Here is an 11698-nt window from a genome sequence, read left to right on the forward strand (position 1 = left end):
TGGCGGCCGGGCCGGCCTCGTGGGAGAGGAGTGCGCCATGTCCGGTCTCTACCATCGGAACTTCGACGATCCCGAGGAAGTCCGCCCCTTCGAGGAGGGCACGGGGGAACTGCGCCTGGTCAACCTGGACGGCGGCCCGGTGGGCCGGGCGGTGTTCGAGCCGGGGTGGCAGTGGTCCAAGCACGTGAAGCCGATCGCCAAGACCGACAGCTGCCAGGCCGCCCACGCCGCGTACGTGGTCTCCGGCCGGATGAAGATCGTCATGGACGACGGCCGGGAGTTCGAGATCGGCCCCGGCGACTTCATGAACTGCCCGCCCGGACACGACGCCTGGACGGTGGGCCCGGAGCCCTGTGTGATCGTCGACTGGCAGGGCTTCGCGGACTACGCGAAGCGGTGAACAGGACGCCTCAGAGTGTGGCGGGCGGCTGCTCCCTGGTGCCGTCCGCCGCCTGGCCGGGGTTTCCGGCCAGCAGCTTCCCGGCGCTGTCGTAGGCCCCGACGGCCGGGACGGCCAGGGCGGCCCCGCCCCTGAGGGAGACGCGCGGAACGTCGCCGTAGTAGGAGACCCAGCCCTCCATGCCCGCGGTGGTGAGCAGGGTGGCGACGGTGGGCCTGTCGCCCGTGAACAGCACGATCCGAGCGGGGGTGGGGCCCCGGTAGTAGCTGTGCACGATGACGCGGTCGGCCGTCTCGTTGTAGGCCGTGGCGATGCCGGGCCGGTCGTACGGGATGCCCGGGGCGGAGAGGACGTCGGTGCACCCCGGGGTCGGGGCGTACGCGCCGGTCGTCCGGTCGATGTAGTCCTGGCAGTCCTGGGTCGGGGTCACGGACAGCCGGACGCCCGGGGCCAGTTCGACCTTCTCCTTCGGGGCGACCCGCCTCACCGGCGAGAGCGGCAGTCCGGTCGGCCTGGCGACGGGCACCGCGGTGGGGGGCATCACGGTGGTGGGCACCGGGCCGGCGGGCACCGTGCCGGCGGGCGCCCCCGCGGCCGGCGCGGCCGCCCCCGCCGAAGGCGCCCCCGCCGCCCCCGTGGCCTGCCCGGCGTGCCGGGCGTTCCCGGTCGTCACCGCCGTCACCCCGCAGACCACGGCCACCGCGACCGCGGCCGCCCCGGCCCCCACCCTGCGTCTGGCCCGGCGGCGCCGGGCGGCCGCCATGATCGTCACCGGATCCGGCCCGGTCGCGTACGGGTCCTCGTCCTTGAGCAGCTCGCCTAGCCGGTTCTCGAAGCTCATACCGTCACCTCGATGTGCGTCGTGGGACTCACCGCCCCGCCGGAGCGGTCGGCGAGTTCGGGCAGTGCGCGCAGCTTCGACATGGCCCGGTGCAGCGTGCTCTTCACCGTGCCCGGGGCGATGCCCAGTTCGGCCGCGATGGCGGCCTCGGTGAGGTCCCCGTAGTACCGCAGCACGACGACCGTCCGCTCCCGCCGGGTGAGCGTGCCCAGCGCCTGGCGCAGCAGGGCCCGTTCGGCCTGCCGGTCGGCGAGGTCGTCGGTGAGCGGCCGGTCGGGGATGTGCTCGACGGGCAGCTCGTGGTTGCGCCGCCGGCGCCACCAGTCGCGGTGCTGGTTGACCACGATCCTGCGGACGTACGCGGTGGGGTCGTCCCCGGTGATCCGGTGCCAGTGCAGGTAGGCGCGTTCCAGCGCCGACTGCACGATGTCCTTGGCCCGCTCCGGGTCGCCGGTCAACAGCTCGGCCAGCCTCAGCAGTTGGCGGCCGCTCCCGGCGACGAACGCGCTGAACTCGTCGTCCTGTCGCCGTCTCTGCTCGCGTTTCACACCCGTCCTACTCCTCGGGCGGGCCGCGAGGTTCGGTCCGTCCGAGGAGTTCTTCAGGAGGGGTTCTTCAGGAGGGGTTCTTCAGGAGGGGTTCGGCCGGGTCAGACGGCGCTGCCGGCCTTCCAGGCGGCCCAGCCCATGTTCCAGCCGTTCAGGCCGTTGTCCGGGGCGACCGTCTTGTCGCCGGAGTTCACGACCTCGACCACGTCGCCGACCATCGAGGACTTGTAGAACTTGTAGCCGTCCGCACCGGTGTCCTGGGCGCCCTGGGTGTCCCGGAGGCCGATGCAGCCGTGGCTGGTGTTCTGCCCGCCGAAGATCGACGGCGAGGACCAGTAGTTGCCGTGGATGAAGGTGCCCGAGGTGCTGAGGCGCTGGGCGTGCGGCACGTCCGCGATGTCGTACTCGCTGCCCAGGTTGACGGTCTGCGAGTTCATCCGGGTCTGGGTGTACTGCTCGGAGATCACCATCTTGCCGCCCCAGGTGGTGTGCTCGGGCGAGCCGCCGGAGATCTTGTAGACCGCGCTGACCTGGCCGTCGGTGGTGACGGTGAGCTTCTTGGTGGCGAGGTCGGCGACGCTGGTCTGGGCGCGGCCGATGGTGAAGCGCACGTCCTTGGACTGGGTGCCGTACACGCCCTTGGCGCCCTCGACGTCCTTGAGCCGGAGCTTGAGGGTGACCTTGGTGCCCTTGGCCCAGTACTCCTGCGGCCGGAAGTCGAGGCGGGTGCTGGAGAACCAGTGGCCGACGATCTCGACGCCCGGCTCGGCTATCACCGTGATCGCCTGCTGGACGGCCTTGCGGTCGGTGATCGGCTTGCTGAAGTTGATCGAGACCGGCATGCCGACGCCGACGGTGGAGCCGTCCTCGGGAGTGAAGTAGCCGACGAAGGTGTTGGCCGGGGTCGCCGTGGTGAAGACGGCGTTGGAGTCCGCCTCCAGCTTGTCCTTGTCGAACGCGGTGGCGGCGACGGTGTACTTGGTGCCGCTGGCGGGGGCGGCGGCCGAGATCCAGGCCGTGCCGTCGGCGGAGAGCTGGCCGGCCAGCTCCTTGCCGGTGGTGTCGGTGACCTTGACGCTGGTCAGGGTGCCGTTGGCGACGGCGACCTTGACCGGCTCGCTGAAGCTCGCGGAGGCGGCGCCGTCGGCCGGGGTGACGGTGATCACCGCCGCCGAGGTCTTCGGGGCGGGGGTGCTCGCACCGCCGGAGTCCGAGCCGGAGCCACTGCCGCCGCCGTTGCCGCTCGCGCTGGCGCCGCTGTTGTCATTGCAGGCCGCCAGCAGCAGGACGGGTGCGCCGATCAGTCCCGCGAGGACCCCGCGCCGGCTCCAGCTGCTTCCGGCCGCCCGCCCCTGACCGTCCCGTGCCGTCACGTCGCGTCTCCCTGCTGATCATCCCGGGCATTACGGATACAGAAACGCAATACGCCCGTTCACGGTTCCATCACCGAAGGGTAAGCGATCGTATGAGATGACCCAACTTCCCGACGAACAGGGACAAAACGCCCGGCCCGCAGAGCGGACCGGGCGTTCACGGGCGGTGACGACGAGCGCCGTCACCCGGCGGTCGTGTCCTACTCGGCGGACTCGTCGACCTGGTACTCGTCCCACTCCTCGCTGTCCGGGTCGAACTCGGTCTGCGCCGACTCCCAGGTCGCCGAGGCGAGCTCCACGCCGGGCACGTCGCCGAGCAGGGCGACGGGGTCGATGAAGTGGGCGAGCGAACCCGACGGGTCCACCTCGATGGCCTCGACGGACTGGGCGCGCTCCTCGTCGTCGAGGTACTCGTCCGCGGTCACCGCCTCCAGGGCGGCGGCCTTCAGCGCGCCCTCGTCGGTGATCTCCGCGATGAGCTCGATCTTGACCCGGACGTAGCGCGGGGCCTGGTCGGTCGTTTCAGTGCTGGTCATGCGTGCGAGCGTACGGGACGTCCGCGCCCGGCGTGGAGCACGGGCAGCCGCCCGGAGCACACCCCACGCGCCCCCGCACACCCCTGCGCGCCCCGCACGAACGGCGGGCCCAGCACGAACAGCGGGCCCAGAGCGAACAGCGGGCCCAGAGCGAACAGCGGCCCGCACGAACGGAAGGGGCCGGCCCTTCGGAGAAGGACCGGCCCCACCGTCGCCCCGCCTGGGCTCCCCCACCCGGGAGCCACGGGGACACGCGCCGTGCGGCGCGCTGCTGCCGCGGGAGCCGCCGCACCCTGTCAGCCGGCCGGGGCCGGGCAGGGGCGGGACGACGGCGCCTCCCACGGCGGAGGACACAGCGGCCGGGTCAGGGCCACCCGGTGTGTCCGGAGCCGACCGCCGCCGCCGGGGAGCCGCTCCCGGACGGTGGCCGTCGCCTCACTCGGCGTCCTGCCGTTGACCACCACGATGCCCGAGCCGTGTTAACCACGTGCTGCGGACAGGTGACGCCGGTGTACCACTTCCTCCGTGGACGGATCCTCCGCACCCGGCCGCGGAGACGGGCGGCATGACGAGGCGGCAGCGGCACCGCGCGGCCGACGCCGGGTCAGTGCTGGGCGCGACCGGTCAGGTAGCCCAGCAGGTCCTGGCGGGTGACGATGCCCTGCGGCTTGCCCTCCACCAGCACGACGGCCGCGTCGGCCTTCTCCAGCACGGTCATCAGGTTGGTGACGGTCTCGCCCGAGCCGACCACCGGCAGCGGCTTGGACATCACCTTGTCCAGCGTGTCGGTGAGCTCGATCTCCTTGGCGAAGATGCCCTCCAGCAGCAGCTTCTCCACCACCGAGCCGATCACCTCGCCGGCCATGATGTCCGGGTGGCCGGCGCCCGGGGAGACCACCGGCATCTGCGAGACGCCGTACTCGCGCAGCACCCGGACCGCCTCGGCGACCGTCTCGTTCGGGTGCATGTGGACGAACTGCGGGACGCCGCCCTGCTCGATGGACTCCTTGCGGGCCAGCACCTCGCCGATGTGCGCCTCGTCGGTGGAGGAGGGCAGGAAGCCGTAGTCGGCCATCCAGTCGTCGTTGAAGATCTTCGACAGGTAGCCGCGGCCGCCGTCCGGCAGCAGCACCACCACGACGTCGTCCGGCCCGAGCTTCTTGGCCACCTCCAGTGCGGCCACCACGGCCATGCCGCAGGAGCCGCCGACCAGCAGGCCCTCCTCCTTGGCCAGGCGGCGGGTCATCTGGAACGAGTCCTTGTCGGAGACGGCGACGATCTCGTCCGCGACGTCGCGGTCGTAGGCGGTCGGCCAGAAGTCCTCACCGACGCCCTCGACCAGGTACGGCCGGCCGGTACCGCCCGAGTAGACCGAGCCCTCCGGGTCGGCGCCGATCACCTTGACCTTGCCGCCGGAGGCCTCCTTCAGGTAGTTGCCGGTGCCGGAGATGGTGCCGCCGGTGCCGACGCCCGCCACGAAGTGGGTGATCTTCCCCTCGGTCTGCTCCCACAGCTCCGGGCCGGTGGAGTGGTAGTGCGAGGCCGGGTTGTCCGGGTTGGAGTACTGGTCCGGCTTCCAGGCGTTCGGGGTCTCCCGGACCAGGCGGTCGGAGACGTTGTAGTACGAGTCGGGGTGCTCCGGGGCGACGGCGGTCGGACAGACGACCACCTCGGCGCCGTACGCGCGCAGGGTGTTGATCTTGTCGGTCGAGACCTTGTCGGGACAGACGAAGATGCACTTGTAGCCCTTCTGCTGGGCCACGATCGCCAGGCCGACACCGGTGTTGCCGGAGGTCGGCTCGACGATGGTGCCACCCGGCTTGAGGGCGCCCGAGGCCTCGGCGGCCTCGATCATGCGCATCGCGATGCGGTCCTTGACCGAGCCACCGGGGTTGAAGTACTCGACCTTCGCCAGCACTGTCGCGCTGATGCCCTCGGTGACCTTGTTCAGCTTGACCAGCGGCGTGTTGCCGACCAGATCGATGATCGAGTTGTGGTACCGCACGGGGGTCCTCCCGGTCTGTGGGCGTGCGACTGCTTATCGGTACTGCAAAGCCTAGGGCGTGGCACGCGCCCCGCGGCTCCCCTCAATCCCACCGCCCCCGATGGCCCACCCCTACCGACACCCCCGGTAGTCCCGGCCCCCGCGCGGGTAAGACCGCTGTGCAGGCATCGCCGTGACCCCGGAGGGGCCGGCAGGAGCACGGGAAGGGGGCACCGGGATGCCAGGGGCGCAGCACTCGCGGGCCCGGGTGGCCCGCCGGATCGCCACCGCGGCGGCGTACGGCGGCGGCGGGCTGGGTCTGCTCGGGGTGGGCCTGGTCGGCCTGCTGCTGACCGAGAGCAAACTCGCGATCCAGGCCATCGGCGTCCTGGAGACCCACCCGCCCAGGGCCGACGGCGTCTACGGCGAGGCCTTCGCCGACCGCTCCGCCGCCCCGCAGGCGCCGCTCGTGCTGGCCGTGCTCGGCGACTCCACCGGCGCCGGCCTCGGCGTGGCCCGCTCCGGCGAGACGCCGGGCGCGCTGCTGGCCGCGGGCCTCGCCTCGGTGGCCGAGCGCCCGGTCCGGCTGGTCAACGTGGCCCGCTCCGGCGGCCGCTCCGCCGACCTCTCCGGCCAGCTGGAGCAGGCGCTGCCGCACCACCCGGACGTCGCCGTGATCATGATCGGCGCCAATGACGTGACCAGGCACAGCCCGGCCCAGCTGGCCGTGCGCCAGCTGGGCGAGGCCGTCGCCGCCCTGCGCGCCAACGGCTGCGAGGTGGTCGTGGGCACCTGCCCGGACCTCGGCACGATCAAGCCGGTGCGGCCGCCGCTGCGCTGGGTGGCCCGCCGGCTGAGCCGGCAGCTGGCCGCGGCGCAGACCATCGCGGTGGTGGAGGCGGGCGGCCGGACGGTCTCGCTGGGCTCCCTGCTGGGTCCGGAGTTCGCCGCGCGCCCGGAGATGTTCGCCGCCGACCGCTACCACCCCTCCGCCCAGGGCTACGCGACCGCCGCGATGGCCGTGCTGCCCTCGGTCTGCGCCGTGCTGGGGCTCTGGCCGGAGGAGGAGCGCCCGACCACGGCCGTCCCGGGCGCCGCGGTGCTGCCGGTGGCGGTCGCGGCCGCCGCGGCGGCCGGGCGGGAGGGCACCGAGGTGGCGGCCGTGCCAACGGAGGGCGCGGGCCGCTGGGCCCAGCTGAGGCACCGGCTGCGGATCGGTCTACCCGGCCCGGAGAGCGGGAAGGAGGCCGGTGCGCGCCCCGGCGGAGCTCCCGGGAATACGTCGGCCAGCTCACACGCTGGTGCGGGTGACGCCTGACCTACCAGGCGGTAACTTTCCTCCCGGACGTCAGGTCCGCCGTCACCCAGCGAGGAGCCCGCCATGCCCGAAGCCGTCATCGTCAGCGCTGCCCGTTCGCCGATCGGCCGGGCCTTCAAGGGCTCGCTCAAGGACGTCCGCCCGGACGACCTGACCGCCCACATCATCCAGGCCGCCCTGGCCAAGGTGCCCCAGCTCGACCCCTGCCAGATCGACGACCTGATGCTGGGCTGCGGCCTGCCCGGCGGCGAGCAGGGCCACAACCTGGCCCGCATCGTGGCCGTCCAGATGGGCATGGACTACCTGCCCGGCGCGACCATCACCCGCTACTGCTCCTCCTCGCTGCAGACCACGCGGATGGCGCTGCACGCGATCAAGGCGGGCGAGGGCGACGTCTTCATCTCGGCCGGCGTGGAGACCGTCTCGCGCAGCGTGAACGGCACCTCGGACGGCCTGCCGGGCACCATGAACCCGATCTTCGACGAGGCCCAGGCCCGTACGGCGAAGCGCGCCGCGGAGGGCGGCGGCGCGTGGCACGACCCGCGCGAGGACGGCCTGCTGCCGGACGCCTACATCGCGATGGGCCAGACCGCCGAGAACCTGGCCGCGCTCAAGGGCATCACCCGCGCCGAGCAGGACGAGTTCGGCGTCCGCTCGCAGAACCTCGCCGAGGCCGCCATCAAGGCCGGCTTCTGGGAGCGCGAGATCACCCCGGTCACGCTCCCGGACGGCACCGTGGTCAGCACCGACGACGGCCCGCGCGCCGGCGTCACCCTGGAGGGCGTGGCCGGCCTGAAGCCGGTCTTCCGCCCCGACGGCACCGTGACGGCCGGTAACTGCTGCCCGCTGAACGACGGCGCGGCCGCGCTGGTCATCATGTCCGACACCAAGGCCCGCGAGCTCGGCATCACCCCGCTCGCCCGGGTGGTCTCCACCGGCGTCAGCGCGCTCTCCCCCGAGATCATGGGCTACGGCCCGGTCGAGGCGTCCAAGCAGGCGCTCAAGCGGGCCGGCCTGACCATCGACGACATCGACCTGGTCGAGATCAACGAGGCCTTCGCGGCCCAGGTGATCCCCTCCTACCGCGACCTCGGCGTCGACCTGGACAAGCTGAACGTCAACGGCGGCGCGATCGCCGTCGGCCACCCCTTCGGCATGACCGGCGCCCGGATCACCACCACCCTGATCAACTCCCTGCAGTGGCACGACAAGCAGTTCGGCCTGGAGACCATGTGCGTCGGCGGCGGCCAGGGCATGGCGATGGTCATCGAGCGCCTCAGCTGACCCTCCGGACGCCCTCCGAAGGGTCTGGACCACCCATTTGGAGTGACGCAGCGTAATTGAGGGCCGGATCACACCGCGAGGTCGATCCGGCCCTCTTTTCTTTCGTTTTCGGCCCGGAAATCGACACTGCGGAGCGGATCAACTGCACTGCGTAGAACGGTGTTACCTAACAATTTGGGGACAAGAGCGAAAGTCACTGACAAATTGGACATTCGCCACTGCGGTAACAGCCCCGCATGCGGCAGTGTGGACACGTAACCCCGTTCCGCTCCTCGCTAGGAGTACGTTCCGTGAGCGCCGTCTACACCATCCTGCTGCTGATCCTGATCGCCGTGGCGACCGCCGTGCTGCTCCACCTCCGCGGACTCTCCCGCCGACTGGACGCGCAGGCCGCGGCCCCGGCCACGGCCGTCCCGGTGGACGAGGCCGCGATACGCCGGGCCGTCGCCGAGGCGCTCGCCGCCGACCGCGAGCGGGAGATCATCGAGGCCCGGGCGTTCTGGGCCGAGCAGGAGGCCCGCGCGGCCGAGGACGCGCCGCTGTTCGACTCCCCGTTCTCCGGCGCCTTCTCCGGCACCGACGAATGGCCGCTCTTCTTCCCCCGCCCCACCGGCCCGCAGGACGCCGTCGACAACGCCGGGACGATGGACCCGGAATTCGGCGAGGCGCTGCGCTCCGCGCTGGAGGACCTGATCAACGAGGGCGGCACCGCCCCCGCCGAGCCCGGCACCGAGGGCGGCGCACCGCTGCGCCCCGGCCACCCGGTCGGCGAGACCAAGGACGCCCGGGCCCGCCGCGAGTCCGACCTGCTGGCCACCGGCCTGGAGGCCGGGCTGCTGGACGCCGACCCGGCCGTCGAGGAGGCCCCGGCCCCCGCGCCCGACCCGCGCCGCCACCCCTCGCACCCCGACTTCGTGCCCAGCCAGGCGCCGTCCCGGGAGTGGACCGACAACCGGCTGGCCGCCCTCGCCGAGGACGCCGTCGCCCTGATCGACGTCCGCCCGGGCCCGCTGGGCACCCTGGACGTATACGCCTTCGCCGACGGCACCACCCTCTGCGTGGCCCCGGGCGACCGGGAGGCCGCCTACCGGCTGATCGACGCCGTCCGCGCCGGTGAGCACGTCCGACTGCTCGGCGGCTCGCGCTTCTCCGGCTCGTACTCGCTGACCTTCTCCACCGACGAGGAGGCCGTCTACGTGCTCGCCGACCGGGTGGTCGCCAGCATCTGACACCGGCTCACCGGATATCGCCGGATCCCCGGATCCCCGGGCCACCGGGCCACCGGGCCACCGGGCCACCGGCACGCAGCGCACCGAAGGCCGGCCGGGTCAAGGGGTTACCGACCCGGCCGGCCTTCGGCGTGTGCGCGCCCCCCGGGGATCAGCCGCAGAGCGCCGCCGTCTCCCGCACCGCGGCCACCGCCCCGGCCAGCACCTCGGCCGCCGCCACCGGGCCGTCCGGCAGCGCCACCTCCGCCCCCCGCGGCAGCGCCGCGAGCGCGGCCGCCAGGTCGTGCGCGGCGACGGCCAGCTGGTCCCCCACGGCGAAGGCCCCGGCGTCCGGGAACTCCCGCTGCGGGCCGCCCTCGGCCGCCAGCGCCGACCCGGCCAGCCGCCGCGCCAGCTCCAGCGCGGCCGCCGCCCGCGAGGGGTGCCCGGGCACAGCGCCCAGCAGCTTGCTCTGCGGCAGCGAGCGGAAACGATCCGCCAGGGACTCGGCGGCTTCGACCAGGGGGTTCACGTCCAGGGGCTCCACGTCATGCATGGGTAGGAGCGTAAGCGAGAAAGCCGCCGGGCCCCGGAGCGCAGTGCTCCGGGGCCCGGCGGCAGTGGTTCACGACGGGAGGGACCGTCAGTCGTCGCCGCGCAGGATCGCGATCAGGCGCAGCATCTCCATGTAGATCCAGACCAGCGACAGGGTCAGCCCGAAGGCGGCCCGCCACGACTCCCGCTGCGGGGCGCCCTGGGCGATGGCCTCCTCGATCGCCGCGAAGTCCAGCGACAGGAAGAAGGCGCCCAGGCCGATGCCGACCAGGCCGACCACGATGCCCAGCGGGCCGGAGCGCAGGCCCATGTCGGCGCCGAAGGCCGACGCGATCATGTTGACCATCAGCAGCAGCACGAAGCCCAGGGCGATCGCGATGCCGATCCGCTGGTAGCGCGCGGTGACCCGGATCCTGCCGCTCTTGTAGGCGAACAGCATCGCGGCGAAGACCGCCGCCGTGCCCAGGACCGCCTGGATCACGATGCCGTTCAGCATGGTGTTGAACGCGTGCGAGACGGCGCCCATCGCGAAGCCCTGGAGGGCCGCGTAGGTCAGGATCAGCGGCGGGCTGACGCTGCGCTTGAACGAGACCACCAGGCCGACGACCATGGCCACCAGGCTGGCGGCGATCGCGAAGCCGAAGTTCTCGAACGGCAGCGCGAACCAGGCCACCGCGCCGGCGACGACCAGGGTCAGCAGCGTCATGGCGGTGCGGGCGACCACGTCGTCCAGCGTCATCCGCCCGGTGGCCGCCGGACCGGCCGACGGGCCGTTGTACAGCTCGTAGAGCTGCTCGTCGGTCATCGGGCCCTGGCCCTGCGGCTGCTGGGCGTAGGGCGTGCCCGCGTACGGGTTCTGGCCGTACGGGTTCTGGCCCTGGGCGTTCTGGCCGTAGGGGTTCTGGCCGTACGGGCTCCCGGCCTGCGCGGTGGTACCGAACCCCGCGTAGCCGGCGTCGCGGGTGAAGGACCCCTCCCGCGAGAAGACCGGGTTGCTGCTTCTCATTGCTCATTCCCTCCGTGGCGGCACTGCACCGCCCCGTACAAGGGTAATGGCTTGGCAAAAATTCCGGGATACGCCGCGAGGAGGATCCGGTGAACAACGACCGGCGGGGACGCCGTCTGCGCCCCCGCCGGATTATTCGGTGCCCGGAGCCGGACTCGAACCGGCACGGCCTCGCGGCCAAGCAGTTTTAAGCTGCCCGTGTCTGCGTTCCACCATCCGGGCGTCTGCGAAACCACCCTGAGCCTAGTCTCCCGGCTCACTCTTTCGCATGTTCCCTGCCCCGGAAGTTGTCATGTTTCCTTGCCATCTGACGAACTGTCCGGGATTCGGCCACGAAGGATATCCGTTCCGGCCATCCGTCCGCCTCAGGGTTCACGTCATACCGCAGGAGGAGGGGTCCACCCCTCCTGTACGCCCAGCGGTGGTAGGGCCAACCGTCCGGCGGATCGACGCAGGACCATGATCACGTCGCGGAACATGGAGGTACAAGTCCACGAGCACAAGGAGCCCCCGTGACCACGTCGACCGCAACCGCCGTCCGTACCGGCCTGGCGGCCGCCCGCGCCACCGGCCTGAACAAGGTCTACGGGGAGGGGGAGACCCGCGTCGTCGCCCTCGACAACGTCAGCGTCGTCTTCCCCCAGG

The 11698-nt window shown here is 72.2% G+C and carries 11 protein-coding genes, 1 tRNA gene and 1 pseudogene; 5 read left to right on the forward strand and 8 right to left on the reverse strand.

The features are described 5' to 3' along the window. The first annotated feature begins 37 nt into the window (after positions 1 to 37). Positions 38 to 400: a cupin domain-containing protein gene (locus ACFWP2_RS06325; protein ID WP_380448889.1), complete on the forward strand. Its 363-nt coding sequence runs from the start codon at positions 38 to 40 to the stop codon at positions 398 to 400. Positions 401 to 410: 10 nt separating this feature from the next. Here the strand turns inward: ACFWP2_RS06325 and ACFWP2_RS06330 are convergent, their stop codons facing one another. The 5 genes from ACFWP2_RS06330 to ACFWP2_RS06350 all read right to left on the reverse strand — a co-directional run bounded on the left by ACFWP2_RS06330 (position 411) and on the right by ACFWP2_RS06350 (position 5703). Beyond that, complete coding sequence (locus tag ACFWP2_RS06330; RefSeq protein ID WP_380448892.1) at positions 411 to 1241, reverse strand: hypothetical protein; 831 nt, start codon at positions 1239 to 1241, stop codon at positions 411 to 413. After that, positions 1238 to 1789 (reverse strand): SigE family RNA polymerase sigma factor, encoded by a 552-nt coding sequence (locus tag ACFWP2_RS06335; protein ID WP_380448895.1) that lies wholly within the window; start codon positions 1787 to 1789, stop codon positions 1238 to 1240. The genes ACFWP2_RS06330 and ACFWP2_RS06335 overlap by 4 nt, the downstream gene beginning before the upstream one ends. A 101-nt stretch (positions 1790 to 1890) precedes the next feature. After that, positions 1891 to 3162, reverse strand: a complete 1272-nt coding sequence (locus ACFWP2_RS06340; protein ID WP_380448897.1) for an Ig-like domain-containing protein — start codon at positions 3160 to 3162, stop codon at positions 1891 to 1893. Between the two features lie 200 nt (positions 3163 to 3362). After that, the gene (locus tag ACFWP2_RS06345) at positions 3363 to 3698 is read right to left on the reverse strand and encodes a hypothetical protein (protein ID WP_380448899.1); all 336 of its coding nucleotides are present in this window, start codon (positions 3696 to 3698) and stop codon (positions 3363 to 3365) included. A 604-nt stretch (positions 3699 to 4302) separates the two neighbouring features. Continuing rightward, on the reverse strand, positions 4303 to 5703 hold the full coding sequence (locus ACFWP2_RS06350; protein ID WP_380448901.1) for a cystathionine beta-synthase: 1401 nt from the start codon (positions 5701 to 5703) through the stop codon (positions 4303 to 4305). A gap of 217 nt (positions 5704 to 5920) precedes the next feature. Between ACFWP2_RS06350 and ACFWP2_RS06355 the strand changes: the two genes are divergently transcribed. From ACFWP2_RS06355 to ACFWP2_RS06365, 3 genes are all read left to right on the forward strand, one after another. Continuing rightward, the gene (locus tag ACFWP2_RS06355) at positions 5921 to 7000 is read left to right on the forward strand and encodes an SGNH/GDSL hydrolase family protein (RefSeq protein ID WP_380448903.1); all 1080 of its coding nucleotides are present in this window, start codon (positions 5921 to 5923) and stop codon (positions 6998 to 7000) included. A gap of 63 nt (positions 7001 to 7063) precedes the next feature. Beyond that, positions 7064 to 8284, forward strand: coding sequence for an acetyl-CoA C-acetyltransferase (locus ACFWP2_RS06360; protein WP_380448905.1), 1221 nt, complete (start codon positions 7064 to 7066; stop codon positions 8282 to 8284). 290 nt (positions 8285 to 8574) lie between these two features. After that, positions 8575 to 9513, forward strand: coding sequence for a hypothetical protein (locus ACFWP2_RS06365; protein WP_380448907.1), 939 nt, complete (start codon positions 8575 to 8577; stop codon positions 9511 to 9513). A gap of 151 nt (positions 9514 to 9664) precedes the next feature. Here the strand turns inward: ACFWP2_RS06365 and ACFWP2_RS06370 are convergent, their stop codons facing one another. The 3 genes from ACFWP2_RS06370 to ACFWP2_RS06380 form a co-directional block, all read right to left on the reverse strand. Then, entirely contained in the window at positions 9665 to 10048 is a 384-nt protein-coding gene (locus ACFWP2_RS06370) for a hypothetical protein (RefSeq protein ID WP_380448909.1), read from the reverse strand. A gap of 87 nt (positions 10049 to 10135) precedes the next feature. Next, a complete protein-coding gene (locus ACFWP2_RS06375; protein WP_380448911.1) occupies positions 10136 to 11053 on the reverse strand; it encodes a Bax inhibitor-1/YccA family protein in 918 nt (305 codons plus the stop codon). A 140-nt stretch (positions 11054 to 11193) separates the two neighbouring features. Then, positions 11194 to 11275: transfer RNA gene (locus ACFWP2_RS06380), tRNA-Leu, on the reverse strand. 290 nt (positions 11276 to 11565) lie between these two features. Here ACFWP2_RS06380 and ACFWP2_RS06385 point away from each other — a divergent pair. Then, a pseudogene (locus tag ACFWP2_RS06385) lies at positions 11566 to 11698 on the forward strand (ABC transporter ATP-binding protein); the annotation flags it as partial.

It is taken from the genome of Kitasatospora sp. NPDC058444 (genome assembly GCF_042721415.1).
Taxonomy (GTDB): Bacteria; Actinomycetota; Actinomycetes; order Streptomycetales; family Streptomycetaceae; genus Kitasatospora.